Genomic DNA, 18,509 nt, shown 5'->3' on the forward strand with positions numbered 1-18,509 from the left:
GTCCAACACCTTCCCCAAGGGCCAACTCCGCTCTGTATCGGGTGAATGATCATCGGGCCGCATGTCGGTGACCCGTCAGCCATAACCCCTTCCCGCAGGCAAATATTCCCCAAAAGTGCAAGACTAGGACCGACTCCGCCGCGTTCCGCGGTTCGTCCATCCAGGAGGAAATCCATGTCCTTTGTCCGCACGCTCGCACGGCCCATGCTCGCCTCCAGTTTTGTCATTGCCGGACTGGATAAGCTCAAGAACTCCGACGACACTGCGCAGCAACTCTCACCCCTGCTCCGCAAGGCCGCGGCCTCGCTTCCGTTCCAGGCCAGCGAGAAGACCCTCGCGCGTGTTATCGGCGGTACCCAGGTGGGCGCCGGCGTCCTGTTCGGCCTTGGAAAGTTCTCCAGGCTCTCCGCGTCGCTGCTGACGGTGGTTTCCCTGCTCAACACGTTCGTCGAGTGGCGCAGCGCGGACATCAGCAGCAAGGAAGGGCGCGAGACCCGCCGGAACCAGCTGCTCAAGAACCTGTCCCTCAGCGGCGGTGCGCTGCTCGCCTCGGTGGACACCGCAGGAAAGCCGGGACTGGCCTGGCGCGCCGAGCACCTTGCCGCAGGTGCCCGCCGGAACGCCTCGCACCTGGCCGCCGACGCGCGCAAGACCACGAACAAGAAGCTGCACAAGGCGGACAAGGCTGTCCGCCGCGCCGTCGACCACGCCACGGAAGCCTAAGCACGAATGACCGCAGCAACTGCCGCCCGGGACGCTTCCGGAACACCTGTCCAGCACTGGGACGCCCCTTTCGCTTCCCGGCCCGTCAACGCCACCGTTACGGTGCCTGGCTCGAAGTCCCTGACCAACAGGTACCTCGTTCTGGCGGCATTGGCGGATGGGCCGTCCCGGTTGCGGGCGCCCCTGCATTCCAGGGATTCCGTGCTGATGATCGATGCGCTGCGGCAGCTTGGCGCCACGATCACGGAGGTCCCGGGCGACGGAACCTTTGGTCCCGACCTCGAAGTGGTTCCGTTGCCTGCGTCCGCGCCCGTGACGGAGGCCCGGATCGACTGCGGGCTGGCCGGTACGGTGATGCGGTTCGTTCCGCCGCTCGCTGCACTCCGCAACGGGATAAGCGTGTTCGACGGCGACCCGCACGCACGCAAGCGCCCCATGGGGACCATCATCGAGGCCCTCAAGGCCCTGGGTGTGGCTGTCTCAGCCGAAGACGGCAACGCCCCGTCGTCCCTCCCGTTCGCCGTGGCGGGCAAGGGCTCCGTCCGCGGCGGCCACCTGGTGATTGATGCCAGCGCTTCGTCCCAGTTTGTCTCCGCGCTCCTGCTCGTGGGGGCACGGTTCGACGACGGCCTGCATCTTGAGCACGTGGGCAAACCGGTACCAAGCTTGGACCACATCAACATGACGGTCTCGGTCCTTCGCGGCGCAGGCGTGTCCGTGGACGATTCCGTGCCCAACCACTGGGTGGTAGCGCCCGGACCGATCCGTGCCTTCGACCAGCGGATCGAACAGGACCTTTCCAACGCGGGCCCGTTCCTGGCGGCGGCCCTCGCCTCTCGGGGAACGGTCCGGATCCCCAACTGGCCGGCGGAGACCCGGCAGGTGGGCGACCTGTGGCGCAACATCCTCACCAGCATGGGTGCCACGGTCACGTTGGACAGCGGCGTCCTGACCGTCACCGGCGGTCCGGAAATCAAGGGTGGGGACTTCGCGGACACCAGCGAACTCGCCCCCACCGTCGCCGCGCTGTGCGCCTTGGCCTCGGAGCCCTCCCGGCTCACCGGGATCGCGCACCTGCGAGGACACGAAACCGACAGGCTGGCTGCCCTGGTGGCAGAGATCAACCGGCTCGGCGGAGACGCCGAGGAAACTCCGGACGGACTGCTCATCCGCCCCGCCCGGCTGCACGCCGGCGTCGTGCACAGCTACGCGGACCACCGGATGGCCACGGCCGGGGCGATCCTGGGACTGGCGGTACCGGGCGTCCAGGTGGAGGATATTGCCACCACAGCCAAGACCATGCCCGACTTCCCACAGCTGTGGGCAGGCATGCTGGCCCAGGAGGGCACGTCCGCTGCCGGACCGGAAGGGCGCGGCAGTGGCGCGGAGCACTGATTCCTGGGACGAATCGGACGTCAGGATCCGCCCGAGCAAGAAAGGCTCCAGGCCACGCACCAAAGACCGCCCCAGCCACGATGACGCCGTAACCGGCCGGATCATCACGGTGGACCGTGGGCGGTACACCGCGGTGGTGGGTGAGGACTCGGACAATGAGCGGGTGGTCATCGCTGCGCGGGCCCGCGAGCTTCGCCGCAATCCCGTGGTGGCCGGCGACTTCGTCTCCCTGGTGGGGGATGTCTCCGGAGCCCCGGACACGCTGGCCCGGCTGGTGAAAATTCAGGACCGCCGCACCCTGCTTCGCCGCAGTGCCGACGATACCGACCCCGTGGAGCGCGCCGTGGTGGCCAACGCGGACCAGCTGGTCATCGTCGTGGCGGCCGCCAACCCCGAGCCCCGCACAGGCTTCATTGACCGCGCCCTGGTGGCGGCCTACGACGCCGGGATCGCGCCGATCCTGCTGGTGACCAAGGCCGACGTCAAGGATCCCGCCGAGCTCCTCTCCAATTACACGCACCTGGACTTCCCCGTCATCATCAGCAAGACCGCCGACGCACAGGCCTCCGGGATCGACGCGCGGTCCGACGACGGCCTCTCCGCCCGGCTGGACAGCGCTGCGGTGGCCGCCCTCCGCGCACACCTCGACGGCACCGTCACCGTGATGCTGGGGCATTCCGGGGTGGGCAAATCCACTATGGTGAACGCACTCACGGGCGCCGAGCGCGCCACCGGCGGCGTCAACGCCGTCACCGGGCGCGGCCGGCACACGTCGTCGTCGGCGCTGGCACTTCGGCTCGCGGACGCGCCGCCCGGCAGCTGGATCATCGACACCCCGGGGATCCGGTCCTTTGGCCTGGCGCACGTGGACCCGGACAGGATCCTGCGCTCGTTCCCGGATCTCTCCCCGGGCATCGAAAACTGCGAGCGGGGCTGCAAGCACACGGCAACGGCGGTCAACTGCGGGCTGGACGAGTGGGTGGACGGCGGACACGCCGGCCCTACCGGCGCCGCCCGCCTGGCGTCCCTGCGGCGGCTGCTCGGCGCCGATCCAAGGATGGAAGCACAGGAAACGAAGGAGCTTGGCAGCGTCAACTGACGCGTTCTCCCGGCAGAAACGCCCGCAGACGGTAGTTTGGAACCATGATCCAACCCGCTTCGAGTTACAACGATGACCTGCGCCTGGCCCACGTCCTGGCCGACTCCGTGGACGACCAGACGATGAGCCGGTTCAAGGCCCTGGACCTCCACGTCGAGACCAAGCCGGACCTGACGCCGGTCACCGACGCCGACAAGGCGGCCGAGGAGGCCATCCGAGGCCAACTCTCCCGCTCCCGGCCCCGCGATGCCGTTCTGGGTGAGGAATTCGGCAGCACCGGCCACGGCTCGCGGCGCTGGATCATCGATCCCATCGACGGGACCAAGAACTTCGTCCGCGGCGTCCCGGTCTGGGCCACGCTGATCGCCCTGGTGGACGAGGGCGAGCCGGTGGTGGGCGTCGTCAGCGCTCCGGCACTGGGCAAGCGCTGGTGGGCTGCCAAAGGCATGGGCGCGTACATGGGCAGGTCCCTGGCCGCCGCCACCCGGCTTCGGGTTTCCAACGTCTCAAACCTGGCCGACGCCTCCCTCTCCTATTCCAGCCTGGGCGGCTGGAAGGAACGCGGAAACCTTGACGACTTCCTCGGCCTGACGGAAGACGTGTGGCGGACCCGGGCGTACGGAGACTTCTGGTCCTACTGCATGGTGGCGGAAGGCTCGGTGGATATCGCCTGCGAACCCGAACTGAACCTGTACGACATGGCTGCCCTGGTACCGATCGTGGTGGAGGCCGGCGGCCGCTTCACGTCCCTCGAAGGCGAGGATGGCCCGTTCGGCGGCAATGCCCTGGCCACGAACTCGATCCTGCATTCAGAGGTGCTGCACCGGCTGAACCCGGACCTCGACGACCTGCTCCAGCAGTCGCCCTAGCGGCACAATAATCGAACAATACGACGCCGGACGCCTCCTTGAGGGGGCGTCCGCGGCCGTTTCTTCGGCAGGGCGTAACAAAAGCCTTAACAATTGCCGCGGCTTTAGTCCTGCCCATTCCATGTTCTACGCTTTTATCCAGGTCACGAGTGCCAGCGCAAAACCCCGGTTTGCTGGCCGGCAACCCTCCATTCGCGGTGGGGTGCCCCGGGTGACGACCAGGCCGGTCCGGAGCGGATACGGCAAGCGCGGATTCCACTGTGCCGGAGTCCTGTATCCAAGTGAGGTCTCTGTGACAACTGCCACCGTCTCCCCCCTTTCCGCCACCGCCAACGCCGCCGCGGCGGATCCGCGACAGGCCGTCGCCGGCCGGCCCCTCGCCGCGGTCACCGGCGCCGAGATCCAGGCGCCGCTGATCTCCGGCGGCCACGTCCGCTACGCAAACCTCGACTACGGCGCCTCCGCACCGGCGCTGTCAGTGGTGTCCGCGTACCTGAACGAGATCCTCCCGTACTACGCGAGTGTCCACCGGGGCGCCGGCTACGCATCCCAGATCAGCACCTCAGTGTACGAAAACGCACGCAACATTGTCCGCGACTTCGTGGGAGGGCGCCCCGGCGATTCGGTCATCTTCACCCGCAACACCACCGACTCCCTGAACCTGCTGGCCGGCTGCCTGCCGCTGGCGGACGGCCGCCCCGCCGGAGATGTCCTTTACCTGGACATCGAACACCACGCCAACCTCCTGCCCTGGCAGGGCGTCCCGCACCGCAGCATTGTCGCCGCGGATACCATCAGCGGCACTTTGGAGGCAGTCCGCACCGAACTTGAGCAGGGCGGGGTCAGCCTGCTGGCCGTCACCGGCGCTTCCAACGTCACCGGCGAGATCCTCCCCATCCGGGCCTTGGCCGCGCTGGCGCACCAGTACGGCGCACGGATCGTGGTGGACGCCGCCCAGCTTGCGCCGCATCGCCGGGTGGACATCAGCACGGACGACGTCGACTACCTTGCGTTCTCCGGGCACAAGCTCTACGCGCCGTTCGGCGCAGGCGTCCTGGTGGGACGTGCTGACTGGCTGGACGCCGGTGTCCCGCACCTGGCCGGGGGCGGTGCCGTCAAGGAAGCAAGGCTCGACGGCGTCAGCTGGGCCACCGGCCCGGCCCGCCATGAGGGGGGATCGCCCAACGTCCTGGGAGCCGCCACGCTGGCCCGCGCCACCCAGGTGATCGCGGAACTGGACCAGGAACGCTGGCACGCCCACGAGTCCGCCATCCGCTCCTTCCTGGTGGAGGGCCTCCAGGGCATCGATGGCGTCACCGTCCACCAGATCTTCAAGGACACCAATCCGGAAACGGACACCATCGGCGTGGTCAATTTCTCGGTTGCAGGCTACGACGCCGGGCTGGTGGCCGCCTACCTCTCGGCGGAGCACGGCGTGGGCCTGCGGGACGGACGCTTCTGCGCCCACCCACTGCTGAAACGCCTGGGCCTGCCCAACGGATCACTCCGGGCGAGCTTCGGCGTCGGATCCCGGCTGGAGGATGCCGAACGCCTTCTTGCCGGCATCCGCGCACTGCGCAGCAACGGGCTGGGCTGGGACTACGTGGTTGACGCAGGCCGTTGGGTGCCCGCCAACGACTCCCGCACCTACCCGCACTGGGCACCCAACACCCCGGGCACGGCCGGTGCGGCCCCCTGTATCGACGACTAGGGCACCTCCCGCTCCTGCTCCCCCAGCACATGTCCAAAGGGGGTGCGGTAAATTCGAGGGGCATCAACAGTCGGAATTGAAGGAGTCCACGCGTGGTTCGGGGTGGCCCCAAGCTTGATCACGGGCGCCGGCGGGAACTTGGCGGCAGTTTCCGCGACGGCGGACGGCACTACCAGCGCGTCAGGCCGGGCTACCCCGTGGAATCAGCCCGGTGGCTGGTCCCGGCGCAGGCCCGTGACGCACTCGATGTCGGGGCCGGTACCGGGAAGTTTACGGCCCTGCTGCTGGAGCTTGGCCTGGAGGTAACCGCCGTCGACCCTTCCACGGACATGCTCGCCCAACTCGCGGCACACTGCCCTGCTGCCACGGCCGTGGCGGGGACCGCGGAGGCGACGGGGCTGGCCGAAGCCTCCTTCGACGTCGTCACCGTGGCGCAGGCCTGGCACTGGTGCGACGCGCTGCCTGCGAGCACCGAACTTGCCCGCGTCCTGCGCCCGCACGGAACGCTCGGACTCATCTGGAACCAACTGGATACCTCGGTGCCGTGGGTGCACAGGCTCTCCAGGATCATGCACGCCGGCGATGTGTACCGCCCGGGCCACAAGCCGGTGGTGGGGCCCGAATTCACCGGGCTCGAAGGGCATGTCACGCACTGGCAGGACAAGGTGACCACCACGGACCTGATGGAACTCACCAAGTCCCGGAGCTATTACCTGCGCGCCGGCGAGGCAACCAGGGCCAAGGTCCTGGCGAACCTGGACTGGTACCTCCACGACCATCTGGCCTACCCGCCCGACCAGGAACTCGATCTTCCCTACCTCACCTTGGCGTGGCGCGCCGTGAAGGCGTAACGGGATGGGTTTGCCCGACGCCGCAGGCCCCGCGGACCCGGCCACGGCAGGGAACCCGGTAGGCTTGAGCCTGTGAAGACCAGCGCGCCATCCTCCTCCATCGAGGACTACGTCAAGGTCATCTATTCATTCACTGAATGGCAGGACAAGCCCATCACGTCCTCCCAACTGGCGCAGCGGCTCGGGGTTGCGAACTCGTCAGTATCGGAGATGGTCCGCAAGCTCAAGGACCAGGGCCTGGTGGACCACAAACCGTACAGCGCCGTGACCCTGACCGAGGCGGGACTGCGGCTCGCGCTGGCCATGGTGCGGCGCCACCGGCTGATCGAAACCTATCTCGTGGAGCGCCTGGGCTACAGCTGGGATGAAGTGCACGATGAAGCCGAACAGCTGGAGCATGCGGTGTCGGACACCTTCATCGAGCGCGTTGCCGCCAAGCTCGGGGACCCCAGCCGGGATCCGCACGGCGATCCCATTCCCACGGCGGACGGCCAGGTGCTGATGCCACGCGCCCATCTCCTCGCCGAACTGGACGAAGGCCACGCCGGCAGGATCACCCGGATCAGCGACGACAACCCTGAGTTGCTCCGTTACCTTGCCTCGCAGGACATCGAGCTTGACGCCCGCGTGGAAGTGCTGGGGCGGCGGCCGTTTGGCGGCGCGCTGGTGGTGCGGATCGGCGGTGCCCGGGAATACGACCTCGCCGATGAGATCGCCACGGCGTTGTGGGTTTCCAGCGACGCCCCGCATCCCGGCTGCAGCCTTGATCTGTCCTGACCAGCGGATTGCCGGGACAGCCGGCTGCGGGGCTCCGGGGCAGCGTCCCGATTTGGCGGGCTCCCGTATGGTGGATGGTGATGATCAGCAGACGTGACGCCGCAATAGCCCTGGACGTACCCCTCGAAATGGCGCAGCGCCATGGCCTGCCGAAATGGATGCCCGAAGCTGAGCTCCGCGGCATCCTGGACAATCCTCCCCCGTGGCTGGTGCAGTCACGGGCCAACCGGACAGGCAAGCGGCCCGTGTGGGTCCATCTTGAGTGCGCCGTGTGCGGGTATGAGGAAGCGGCCCGCCCAAAGAAGTGGTGGCCGGACTTCACCTATGTGGTGTGCGGGCACCACGCACCGGAAGAGATCCCACCGGTACAGCCCGGTTGCGTCCGTGGCGAGTACGACGGCGTCGGGACGCGTTTCACAGGCATCGCGGACGTAGAAGCGCCGGCAGCGGGGGCATAGCGCTTCCGGACGCACCGCCCCCGGCGCCTACGGCGTCCCGTTGCCCGTCATTTCCTCCGGAACGGCGGTGAGGTGCACTTCGGTGCCGTCCCGCAGGACCTTCAGGTCAAGCGGCTCGCCGATGGCATCGGAAAACAGGAGCCGCTGCAGGCTTTCGGCGTTGCTGACGGGACGGCCTCCCGCCGTCAGCAGGATGTCCCCGGCCGCCAGCCCTGCCTTGTCCGCCGGAGAACCGGGCAGCACCTCCACGACGCGCAGCCCTTCGCGGAGCCCGCTGCGGATCACAGCGCTGGGGTTGAGCTGGATCGGTGTGCTGACAAGGCCAAGGTAGGCACGGCGTACCCTGCCGTCCGACAGCAGCGCGGCGATGATCCTGCGGGTGGTGGCGTTGATCGGTATGGCGAGCCCCAGGCCGGCGCCCGCCACTGCCGTGTTGATGCCGACGATCCTGGAGTGCGTGTCTGCCAGCGCTCCACCGGAGTTACCGGGGTTCAGTGCGGCGTCCGTCTGGATAACGTCCTCGATCACCCTCCGGTTACCCCCGGCCCAGACCGGAATGGCCCGGCCCAAACCACTGACCACGCCCGCGGTGACTGATCCCGCGAGTCCCAGTGGGTTTCCGACGGCCACCACAAGCTGGCCCACGCGCAGACTTTCAGCCGCGCCGAATTCAGCCGGTGGCACCTTGGGCCGCGAACCGTGGACCACTGCAAGATCAGACAGGGGGTCGGCTCCCACCAGTTCCAGTTCCATCCTGCTGCCGTCGCCGAAGACCGCAAATCCGTGCCGGGTGCCTGCCACGACGTGTGAGTTGGTGAGGAGGTATCCGTCCTCGGTGAAGAGCACTGCCGAGCCGGCGCCCACCCTGACCCTGCTGTTCCTCCGGTTAGCGGTCATCTCGATTGCCGCCACGTGCGGCGTAACCGTCGCCGCCACCCGCATGACCGTCTGCGAGTACGAGTCCAGGATGTCGTCGTCATCCGGCGGCATGATTTTCCGCGCCTGCTCCATGGGGTACCTCCAGCCCTCGTGCCGGTTCACCCGGTGCGTTCCCCGGTCCGTTGCCGGCCGTGGCAGGTTTCCATCGGGATCCTTACGCTAGTCAACGACGCAGTGGCAGATTCCAGTCCCGGTGCTGCTACGCCGTCGGTGAACAGCACCGCGGCGTCCGGCATTCCCCTTCCCACCGGTGCGCTGGTGCTGCCCAGGCTTTAGGATCGGTAGCATGACTGGTTCCCCGGCGGGCTCTCCCACGGAAATTTTGGACGCTGATGCGTGCTGGCAGTACCTGAGGTCTTCCTATATCGGCCGGCTGGCGGTCATCAACGGCGAGATTCCGGAAATCTTTCCGGTGAATTTCTCTGTCTCCGGCGACACGCTGTTCTTCCGGACGGCTCCGGGAACCAAGCTTCGTGCCTTGCTGCGCGGGGCGGTGGCAGCGCTGGAGGTTGATGGACTCAATCCATACGCCACGGAGGTGTGGAGCGTGGTTGCAAAGGGCAGGCCGGAACCGTTCGACGAAACGCGCATGAGCCTGCCGGCCATCGACGCCGACCGTGAACCGTGGGAGGCCGGGATCAAGGACCACCTGATCGCCATCTCCCCCACCGAACTCACCGGCCGCCGGTTCGCGGTCACGCCGCCCACCCGGTGGTGGCCGCCTGTGGACTTCGCCGCCGATTGGCTCTAGCCGCAGCACATGCGTCCGCCCAAGGCCGGGCCTTTGTGCCCTTTCCGGGGGCGGTGGACTTCCCTACGCTGTGCCCTATGACAGAGAACCCAAACGTACCTGCAGCTGAAATCCTCGATGCGGAAGAGTGCTGGTCGCTTCTCGCGCAGACCGGGGTGGGACGCCTGGCCGTGATGGCGGATGGCCATCCGGACGTCTTTCCGGTCAATTACAAGGTGGACGGCCATACCTTGGTCTTCCGCACGGGCGGGGGCACCAAACAGCAGGCCATTGAGGCGGACGCTGTGGTCGCTTTGGAGGCAGATGCAGTCAGTTCCCAGTTCGGCCTGGCATGGAGCGTCGTGGTCAAGGGCAAAGCCGCAGAGACGACCCCCACAGGCCCTGACTTGGACAATATCCGGCGGGCGCTCTTCCCTTGGCAGGGCGTGGGCAAGGAATACTTCATCCGCATCACGCCGGAATCCATTACGGGCCGGCGTTTCACCATGACCGCACCGCTGCTGTGGCAGACGCCGTTGGACGACGCGACCCGCGCGGGCTTCGAGTAGCCGCCACCGAACCGGACGCATCATGCGTGCATGGTGGGTGGGCGCCCCGGGCCCCATATCCACGCATCCCCTGGTCCAGGGGCACAGGGCCACGCCGAAGCCGCGGCCGCATGAGCTCCTGGTGCAGGTCAGTGTCTGCGGCGTGTGCCGCACGGACCTCCATCTCGCTGAAGGAGACCTGGCACCACGCCATCCGCACGTGGTCCCCGGGCACGAGGCGGTCGGCGTCGTCATCGAAACGGGCGCGGACTGCACACGGTTCCACGCCGGCGACAGGGTAGGCATCGCCTGGCTCGGCAGCGTGTGCGGCCGGTGCGATTACTGCCGGCGCGGCGACGAAAACCTGTGCTCATCGCCAGTGTTCACCGGGTGGGACAAGGACGGAGGATTTGCCGAACGGCTGGCAATCGCCGAAGACTTCGCCTACCCGGTCCCGGCGGCCTTTTCCGACGAGCAGGCCGCACCGTTGCTGTGCTCCGGGATCATCGGGTACCGCGCCCTGAAACGCGCCGCATTGCCGGTTGGCGGCCGCCTTGGCATCTATGGCTTTGGCAGTTCCGCCCACATCACCGCTCAGCTGGCCATCAGGCAGGGCGCCTCCGTGTTCGTCATGACCCGGTCGGAGGAGGCCCGGTCACTCGCACTGGAACTGGGGGCGGAGTACGCCGGCGACGCCTACGGGCGGCCGCCCGTCCCCCTGGATTCGGCCATCCTCTTCGCCCCGGTGGGCGATCTTGTCCCGGTGGCGCTGGCGGCCCTCGACCGCGGCGGGACCCTTGCCGTCGCGGGCATCCACCTGAGCGATATTCCGTCCCTGAATTATGGCAGGGAGCTTTTCTACGAGCGCCAGCTGCGTAGCGTCACCGCCAATACCCGGGCGGACGGCCGTGAATTCCTGGCCCTGGCGGCGAGGCTGTCGCTGACCTTGAAAACAACCGCATACCCCTTCGACTTTGCCGATGAGGCGCTGGAAGACCTGGCAGCCGACAGGATCACCGGGTCCGCCGTCCTGCGCGTCCGCCCGGAGCAGCCTGGTTAAGCCCAGCCCTATTCCGGCCCCTTCTGGCGGTCGAGTTACCCGAACAGCACGGCGGCTTCCCTGTAGCGGGCCTCGGGAACGCTCTTGAGTTCGCCCAGGGCCTCATCCAGGCCCACATTCACGATGTCCGTGCCCCGGAGCGAAACCATCGTGCCCCACCGTCCGGCGGCGGCTGATTCAACGGCAGCCAGGCCAAGCCGGGTGGCAAGGACACGGTCAAAGGCGGTGGGCTCGCCGCCGCGCTGGATATGGCCCAGCACGGTGGCCCTGGTTTCGATGCCGGTCCGTTCCTGCAGTTGGTCTTCAAGCAGCAGCCCGATCCCGCCGAGGCGCGGCCGGCCGAAGGTGTCCAGGCCGCGCGGCGCGTAAGGTGCCTGCCGCCCCTCCGGCGCGAAAGCTTCAGCCACCACCACCAGCGGAGCCCTGCCACGGTCCCGCGCCGACAGCACCCAGGCGGAGATCTGCTCGATCGGGACGGGATGTTCCGGGATCAGGATGGCGTGCGCACCGGACGCCATGCCTGAGTGCAGCGCTATCCAGCCGGCGTTCCTGCCCATGACCTCGGCAATCATGCACCGGTGGTGTGATTCCCCCGTGGTCCGCAACCGGTCAATTGCCTCGGTGGCAGTCTGGACTGCGGTGTCGAAACCAAAAGTGTAATCCGTCGCGCCCAAGTCGTTATCGATGGTTTTTGGGACACCCAGGACGTTGAGCCCCTGTCCGCACAGCTCCCGGGCCGCCGCCAGGGTGCCTTCTCCCCCGATGGCAATCAGGCCGTCCAGCCCGCTGCGCTGGAAGCCGGCACGTACTGCGTCGATGCCGCCCGCGGCCAGCGGATTGGTCCGCGACGTCCCCAGGATAGTCCCGCCAAGGCGCGCGATCCCGCGGACACCCGTCCTGGGCAGGGGAACGACGTCGTCCTCCAGGACGCCCCGCCATCCATCGCGGAATCCTACGAACTCGTACCCATGGACGACGTCGCCGCCCAGCACCGCTCCACGGATGACCGCATTCACGCCGGGGCAGTCGCCGCCGCTGGTCAGGATCCCCAGCCGCCTCACGATGCCGCCACTCCGGCGGTGCGGGCGGGTAGCGGGAACTGCCGGGTTTGGCCTGGCGGCAGGACCACATCGGTGCCATTAACGTGCACGGTGATGGGGCCGGCGTCACCGGGGGCCGACGCGATGCTCATCTGCCCGTCCTTGAGGTGGACCCGCAGAAGGTGTCCCCGGTAGAGGACCTCGAAGGCCACGGCACGCAGCCGTGTTGGCAGGTTGGGGGCGAACAGGATGCTGTCCCCGCTGAAGCGCAGGCCGGCAAAGCTGCGCTGCACCACGTCGATGGTTCCTCCCATGGCCCCCAAATGGATACCCGCCCGGGTGGTGCCGTGCTGGGTGTCGTCAAGGTCGGCGTCGAGCGCTTCCCGGAAACTGTCCCAGGCACGGTCGGCATCCACCCCGGCCAGGACGGAGGCGTGGGCCACCCGGCTCAGCGTGGAGCCATGGGCCGTCCTGGACAGGTAGTACTCGATGGTCCGGTTCAGCTGCTCCCTCGTGAAACCGTAGCCCAGTCGCTCGAGGATACCCAGCAGGCCTTCGTGTCCCAGTAGATACGGGAGCATCAGAACGTCCGCCTGCTTAGCCAGCTTGTAGCCGTTGGTTCCGTCCCCCTCCGCTTCCAGGATCAGGTCCAGCCGCTCAATGTCGCCATAGGCGTCGCGGTAGTGCTCCCAGTCCAGTTCCTTGAGCTGCTCGTACCCCTCGAACTGGCTGATGACGCCGTCGCTGTGGAACGGGACATACATGGCAGCGCCCGTGGCTTCCCAGCCTGCGGCCTCCTCGTCGTCAACGCCGAGTGATTCCATCAGCCCGGCACGCTCGCTTCCGTGCAGGTAGCGAAGGATTTCCGCCGCCTGCAGGCACACCCACGCCGCCATGACGTTGGTGTAGGCGTTGTCATCCAGGCCGGGGTCGGCCCGGCCCGGATATCCTGTGTGGTATTCATCCGGGCCCACAACACCGCGCAGGTGATATCTGCCATCGCGCCGGTCGAGGGAGGCCAGGGACTGGAAGAACCGGGCCACTTCGATCACCAGCTCCGCACCTTTTTGCAGGAGCCAGATCTTGTCACCGGTGGCCTGGAAGTACTGCCATGCGTTGAAGGCCACCGCGAGGCCCGAGTGCACCTGAAGATGGGAGTAGTCCCTGACCCACCGTCCGGAACGCTCGTTGTACAACCACTTCGGCGTTTCCTCAGTCCCGTCGCTGCCGCTCTGCCACGGGAACTTCGCCCCTTCCAGGCCGGCCGCGGCGGCAGCGTGCCTGGCAGCGGGCAGCCGCCGCCACCGGTACTCACTGACGGAGCGGGCCACCACCGGGGTCCTGGAGGTGAGCACCGGGAGGACGAACAATTCATCCCAGAAAACGTGCCCGCGGTAGCCCTCGCCGTGCAGTCCACGCGCAGTGACACCGGCATCCAGTTCGGCCGTGTGGCGCGTCAGTGTCTGCAACAGGTGGAAGATGTGCAGGTTGAGGACCAGGCGTACCTGGACCGGGGCGTCGATTTCCACGAGGAACGGGCGGAGTTCCCTCCGCCATGCTTCCTCGTGGGATGCCAAGAGCCGGGGAAAGGAATCGCCGGCGCGTTCCAGCACCGCGCGGGCGCCGGTTTCCGGGGAGGAAATGGCCCGGTCACGGGACGTCACCACCGCCACCGTCTTGGTCAGCCTGACAGGGATGCCCGGCGTGAGGGAAATCTGGAACGTCCTGTAGTGGAAGGCCCCTTCTCCGCCCTCCCCTAACGACTCTGCCGCCACGGACACGTGCGTACGGTACGCCGCAGCGATACGGATGAGGCTTTGGGTGGTTTGGACTTCGACGACGGATGGAGCGTGCAGGGGCAGTTCGACGGCGGTGCCGCCCGACGGCGTCAGATCGGCCAGGTGGATGTCCGAGCCCTGGGCACGCTCCGGCAGGTTCGCGTTGCGGACGCCGGCGTTGATGCCGCTGCGAACTTCCACGGCGCCGCTCCACCCCAAGGCGGTGATGGTGGTCTCAAGCGCCAGGAGGTGGGGTTCGGCCATGGAAACGAAGCGGACCTGGACCACCTCCATGCGACGGCGGTCCGAGCCTTCGAGCAGCAGGCGCCGTTCCAGCACGGCCCGTCGGAGGTCCAGGACACGGCGCTCACGCACCACGGCCAGGCCGCCGTCCGACCACCACGGCAGCCCGGCGATCCGGAGGTCCAGCGGGAGGCAGTCCGGCGCATTGACCATGTGCTCCTCGACCAGCGTCTCGTCTGCGGCCTTCACGGTAACCCTGTTGTACACGCCGGCAAGGTACATGCCCGCGTAGCTGAAGGGGCTCCCTTCAGGGGCCGCCCCCCGGACGCCCATGTAGCCGTTGCCCAACGTGGTCAGGGCTTCACGGTGCCCCTCGTGGCCGGCGTCGATGCCTTCATACACGAGGTGCCAGGCGTTGCCGATGACCAGTCCCAGGTCCAGCTCACCCACATCGTTCAGCACAGTACTTGCGCCGGCGGCCTCCAATTGGCGGCGGCTGCCGCTGCGGTCGATTCCGACCACCAGGCCGAAGCCGCCCCGGTGCCCTGCTTCCACTCCCGCCGCTGAGTCCTCTATGACCACGGCGTGTGCCGGTGCGACGCGCAGCTGGACGGCGGCGGCGAGGAAGACGTCCGGTGCCGGTTTCCCCCGCAAACCCAGGCCAGCCGCCGTCGCGCCGTCCATGACCACAGTGAACAGGTGCTCGATGCCGGCGGCTTCCAGGACCAGTGCGGCGTTCCGGCTGGCGGTGACCACCGCGGTGGGGACTGCAGCGCCGGCAAGCCGCTGCAGCAATTGCAGCGTTCCCGGGTAGCTTTGCACCCCGTCCCGGCGCAGCCGCTGGTGGAACAGTTCGTTCTTCCAAGCGCCCAGGCCAAACCCGGTCCAGGCTCCCGGCTCGTCAGTCTCGGCTCCCCTGGCGATCTCTACCCCCCTCGCTGCGAGGAACCGGACCACGCCGTCCTCACGCGGCATGCCATCGATGAAAGAGAGGTACTCCGCCCGGGTCAGCGGAGCACGGTTGGCGCCGGCGGGCATCCGCGGGTCCTGGAAGATGCGGTCGAAGGCATCTTTCCACGCAGCCTGGTGGACCAGCGCCGTGTTGGTTACCACCCCGTCCAGGTCGAAAATGACGGCGTCAAAAGGGGGTTTGGCGGCAGCGGCGGTTGGCGACCCGATCATAGGTCAGTGGTACCAGCACGCACGGGAATCCGGACAGGGCCGTTGGGCCCGCCCCTCGTTTCCACGGCCTATACGGGTTCGTGCCGGGTGCCGTGCCCCACGTGGTTCCACCAGGTCAGCGGCGACGTGATGGTGAAGCGCCTGCCGGTTATCGAAGTGGGGACGATCCGGACGAAGTGGTCCTTCTCCCCGGCCTGCCAGGGGAACAGGGTAAGGCCTGCTCCGGCGAGGAGTTCATCGGAGGGCTCCAGGATGACGGCTTTTCCCTTGACCAGCACGCTCCAGGCTTTGGCGTCGTCGTGCCCGTCGGCTTCAAGCGCGACCGCGAGTGGGCCGCCGGCGGCGCGCAGCTTGGTTCCCTCGCCCGTGCGGAAGACCAGCGACTGCTGATCCACTTTGTAGTTGACGGGGAAGACTTCCGGGTAGCCGTTGACGAACACGGCAAGGTGCCCAACCGAGACACCGCGCAGGAGGTCCCAGCAGCTGCCTGGGTCCAGGAGCTCAGTGGGCGTTTGCGGCGGATCGTTGTGCATAAAGTCGACGGTAGCCGTGTGCCGGAGCATGCCACTAGAGCATTTAGGCCCGGGCGCTGTCCCGGCGGCGGGGTAACGGGTGGGAACCCCCTGGAAGCCGGTGGGCACCGGCGCAGGCATGCCGCGGTGCTAGAGTACCCCGGGGGGTTGCAACAGCGGCCCAGACGCAGGGCTCGCTTGATTCATGACCTCACCGACTCCGCCGCCGCCAGGCGGCCGGTATTCGTCCAGGCTTTTCCGCGCGCAGGATACCGCACGCGGGCATCGAGAAGCTGCCGGCGCCATTCCATCTCCGGATGTCGCCTGAACACGCCAAGCACTGTGTGCACAGCCTGGAGGCCCTCCAGGCATGCCGCCAGCGGCACGGCAGGCGCGCTGCGCTTAAACGAAGATCGACAAGGAGTACCTGTGACCGGACACGTTGTCCTGCGAACCCGCGCGGAAATGCGGCGGACAGAGGCCGTCAACGCAACCCGCAAGGATATCCAGGCACTTCGCGCACTGGCGGTGGGGCTTGTGGTCCTGAACCATTTGTGGCCGGCACGGCTTCCCGGCGGGTACGTCGGCGTCGATGTGTTCTTCGTGATCTCAGGCTATTTGATCTCCAAGCACCTGCTCGGCGAACTGGAGCGGTCAAACCGCATCAATCTCGGACAGTTCTATTCCCGGCGCATCAGGCGGTTGCTTCCTGCCGCAACCCTCGTTGCCTCGGTTTCCCTGCTGGCTGCATGGGCACTGCTGCCATTTTCGCGCTGGCTCGCCATTGCGCAGGAAACCATTGCGTCGGTTCTGTACGTGGAAAACTGGGTTTTGGCGGCGAAGTCGGTTGACTACTCGGCCCACAACGAAGCCGCTTCGACGGTGCAGCACTATTGGTCCCTCTCGGTGGAGGAACAGTTCTACCTGGTCTGGCCCCTGCTGTTCCTGGGGCTGTCCCTGGCCGCGATCCGCTTCCGCCTCCGCAGGCGGGCGTTACTGGCACTGGGTGTCGTTCTGGTCTGTGCCCTTGCATTGGCATTCTGCATCTGGTTTACCTATTCCAACCGGAGCCCGGCCTATTTTGTCACGCCCGCACGTGCCTGGGAGTTCGGCGCAGGCGCACTGATAGCCCTCGGAGGCCCCCACGCAATGGCAGCCTTGCGACTGCGGCTGCCCGACCACCACCTGGCCATCTCCGGCACCGCCCAATATCTCGGATACGGGTTGATCGCGTATTCGGCCTTGGCCTACAACGAGCAAACTTTCTTCCCAGGCTTCGCCGCGGTGGTCCCAGTTGCGGGCACGGTCCTTGTGATCGCGTCCGGGCCCAACAGTCCGTTCTGGTCCCCCAACCAGCTCCTGTCCGCAAGGCCCATCCAGCTTCTGGGTGACGTGTCCTACTCCCTCTACCTGTGGCATTGGCCGCTGATCGTCCTGGCACCCGCGCTCGTGGGCCACTCGCTGGGGACACGGGACAAGGCGGTCCTCCTGGTGGCGGCCGTTGCGCTGGCGTACCTTTCCAAGAAATTCATTGAAGATCCGGGCCGCACGAAGCTGCTCCGCGGAGCCAAACCCATCCGTGTCTTTGCGGCAATGGCAGTCGCTGCAGCAGTGGTCGCCGCACTCTGCGGCGGGCTCCTGCTGAACTTTGGGAAAGCCCAGGCTGCTGAAGCGGCGAAGCTGGAGAGCCTCATCGGCGAACCCTGCCACGGGGCGCGCAGCCTCGACCCGCGAAACAACTGCAGCGACCCCTTTGGTGCAGCCAAAGTCGCCAATGTGGGGCAGAACGAAGCGCCTTGGTTCAGCGCGCCCGAATGCCACCCGTCCGCGGATCCGGTTGTCTACGAGGACCTGCAGGTCCTCGCCGAGTGCGACTTCACCGGAGGGGCGCAGCCGGAGGCGAATGTCTGGCTGGTAGGAGACTCGCATGCCGAGCAGTGGAAGGCCGGGCTGTACGAGCTCGCACGGCTGCACAAGTGGAAGCTGAAGGAATCCCTGCTGGGCGGTTGTCCGTTCGTCGACGTAAAGCGGGTGGCCGTGGCGGGCGCGCCCGCCACGGACCCGCATGCACAGCAGCGGTGCCTCGGCTGGAGCACCCAGGTCTCCGACCGGATCGTCAAGGAAAAGCCAGACATGATCTTCGTTTCCTCTTTCGGGGCAGGTGAAACCATCGACGACGGCACAGGCCGGCCGCAAATGGATCAATACAAGGACTCCGTGACGAAAAGGTTCGGTGACTGGACAGCGGCAGGCAGCCGGGTCTTCGTCTTCCGGGATCCGCCACTGACCCTTCACCGCACCAGCCCCGACTGCGTGTCGCTGAACCCGCAGCAACCCGTCACTTGCACCAACGCACGTGAGGAGGCGCTGGCGCCGGACCCGGTTGCGGAGGCCGCCAAAAGCATGGGCAAGCCCAATGTAAAGGTCCTCGACCTCTCGGATCAGTTCTGCGACGGCCAGCGCTGCTACGCGGTCATTGGCGGACTGCAGGTCTATTTCGACAATGACCATGCCGCCCGCAGCTATATCCGGTCCTTGGTCCCGGTCCTGTCCCAGCGGTTCAACGAGGCCCGGCAGTAGTTCCCGGCGTCCTG

The 18,509-nt window shown here is 67.1% G+C and carries 16 protein-coding genes and 1 riboswitch; of the genes, 12 read left to right on the forward strand and 4 right to left on the reverse strand.

Annotation, left to right across the window (positions count from 1 at the left end):
• Positions 1-174: 174 nt before the first annotated feature.
• The 8 genes from AC4EEV_RS03595 (at position 175) to AC4EEV_RS03630 (ending at position 7,883) form a co-directional block, all read left to right on the forward strand.
• A complete protein-coding gene (locus AC4EEV_RS03595; protein WP_491330162.1) occupies positions 175-723 on the forward strand; it encodes a DoxX family protein in 549 nt (182 codons plus the stop codon).
• Between the two features lie 6 nt (positions 724-729).
• Positions 730-2,118 carry a 3-phosphoshikimate 1-carboxyvinyltransferase gene (gene aroA, locus AC4EEV_RS03600; RefSeq protein ID WP_491330163.1) on the forward strand — a complete coding sequence of 463 codons (1,389 nt, stop codon included), beginning with the start codon at positions 730-732 and terminating at the stop codon, positions 2,116-2,118.
• On the forward strand, positions 2,102-3,217 hold the full coding sequence (gene rsgA / locus AC4EEV_RS03605; RefSeq protein ID WP_285247522.1) for a ribosome small subunit-dependent GTPase A: 1,116 nt from the start codon (positions 2,102-2,104) through the stop codon (positions 3,215-3,217). The genes aroA and rsgA overlap by 17 nt, the downstream gene beginning before the upstream one ends.
• Before the next feature lie 44 nt (positions 3,218-3,261).
• Positions 3,262-4,086 (forward strand): histidinol-phosphatase, encoded by an 825-nt coding sequence (gene hisN, locus AC4EEV_RS03610; RefSeq protein WP_018760166.1) that lies wholly within the window; start codon positions 3,262-3,264, stop codon positions 4,084-4,086.
• Between the two features lie 141 nt (positions 4,087-4,227).
• Positions 4,228-4,341: riboswitch (SAM riboswitch) on the forward strand.
• A gap of 37 nt (positions 4,342-4,378) precedes the next feature.
• The gene (locus tag AC4EEV_RS03615) at positions 4,379-5,797 is read left to right on the forward strand and encodes an aminotransferase class V-fold PLP-dependent enzyme (RefSeq protein ID WP_018760167.1); all 1,419 of its coding nucleotides are present in this window, start codon (positions 4,379-4,381) and stop codon (positions 5,795-5,797) included.
• Positions 5,798-5,889: 92 nt separating this feature from the next.
• Complete coding sequence (locus AC4EEV_RS03620; RefSeq protein WP_491330164.1) at positions 5,890-6,648, forward strand: class I SAM-dependent methyltransferase; 759 nt, start codon at positions 5,890-5,892, stop codon at positions 6,646-6,648.
• A 72-nt stretch (positions 6,649-6,720) separates the two neighbouring features.
• A complete protein-coding gene (locus AC4EEV_RS03625) occupies positions 6,721-7,425 on the forward strand; it encodes a metal-dependent transcriptional regulator (RefSeq protein ID WP_018760169.1) in 705 nt (234 codons plus the stop codon).
• A gap of 80 nt (positions 7,426-7,505) precedes the next feature.
• Positions 7,506-7,883: a hypothetical protein gene (locus tag AC4EEV_RS03630; RefSeq protein ID WP_109045089.1), complete on the forward strand. Its 378-nt coding sequence runs from the start codon at positions 7,506-7,508 to the stop codon at positions 7,881-7,883.
• A gap of 27 nt (positions 7,884-7,910) precedes the next feature.
• Here the strand turns inward: AC4EEV_RS03630 and AC4EEV_RS03635 are convergent, their stop codons facing one another.
• The gene (locus tag AC4EEV_RS03635; protein WP_018760171.1) at positions 7,911-8,894 is read right to left on the reverse strand and encodes a S1C family serine protease; all 984 of its coding nucleotides are present in this window, start codon (positions 8,892-8,894) and stop codon (positions 7,911-7,913) included.
• Positions 8,895-9,108: 214 nt separating this feature from the next.
• Here AC4EEV_RS03635 and AC4EEV_RS03640 point away from each other — a divergent pair, with 214 nt between their 5' ends.
• The 3 genes from AC4EEV_RS03640 to AC4EEV_RS03650 all read left to right on the forward strand — a co-directional run bounded on the left by AC4EEV_RS03640 (position 9,109) and on the right by AC4EEV_RS03650 (position 11,160).
• Positions 9,109-9,573 (forward strand): pyridoxamine 5'-phosphate oxidase family protein, encoded by a 465-nt coding sequence (locus AC4EEV_RS03640; RefSeq protein ID WP_018760172.1) that lies wholly within the window; start codon positions 9,109-9,111, stop codon positions 9,571-9,573.
• 77 nt (positions 9,574-9,650) lie between these two features.
• Positions 9,651-10,121, forward strand: coding sequence for a pyridoxamine 5'-phosphate oxidase family protein (locus AC4EEV_RS03645; protein ID WP_491330165.1), 471 nt, complete (start codon positions 9,651-9,653; stop codon positions 10,119-10,121).
• A gap of 22 nt (positions 10,122-10,143) precedes the next feature.
• Positions 10,144-11,160, forward strand: a complete 1,017-nt coding sequence (locus tag AC4EEV_RS03650; RefSeq protein ID WP_026264248.1) for a zinc-dependent alcohol dehydrogenase family protein — start codon at positions 10,144-10,146, stop codon at positions 11,158-11,160.
• Between the two features lie 35 nt (positions 11,161-11,195).
• Here AC4EEV_RS03650 and AC4EEV_RS03655 read toward each other — a convergent pair whose 3' ends face one another.
• From AC4EEV_RS03655 to AC4EEV_RS03665, 3 genes are all read right to left on the reverse strand, one after another.
• Positions 11,196-12,221 (reverse strand): ATP-dependent 6-phosphofructokinase, encoded by a 1,026-nt coding sequence (locus AC4EEV_RS03655; protein WP_491330166.1) that lies wholly within the window; start codon positions 12,219-12,221, stop codon positions 11,196-11,198.
• Positions 12,218-15,403: an HAD-IA family hydrolase gene (locus AC4EEV_RS03660; RefSeq protein WP_491330167.1), complete on the reverse strand. Its 3,186-nt coding sequence runs from the start codon at positions 15,401-15,403 to the stop codon at positions 12,218-12,220. Before AC4EEV_RS03660 ends, AC4EEV_RS03655 begins: the two co-directional genes overlap by 4 nt.
• 68 nt (positions 15,404-15,471) lie before the next feature.
• The gene (locus tag AC4EEV_RS03665; RefSeq protein ID WP_491330168.1) at positions 15,472-15,936 is read right to left on the reverse strand and encodes a pyridoxamine 5'-phosphate oxidase family protein; all 465 of its coding nucleotides are present in this window, start codon (positions 15,934-15,936) and stop codon (positions 15,472-15,474) included.
• A gap of 408 nt (positions 15,937-16,344) precedes the next feature.
• On the opposite strand from AC4EEV_RS03665, the gene AC4EEV_RS03670 reads away from it, so the two are divergent.
• Entirely contained in the window at positions 16,345-18,495 is a 2,151-nt protein-coding gene (locus AC4EEV_RS03670; protein WP_491330169.1) for an acyltransferase family protein, read from the forward strand.
• Positions 18,496-18,509: the final 14 nt, after the last annotated feature.

The organism is Pseudarthrobacter sp. MOO14, assembly GCF_058267675.1.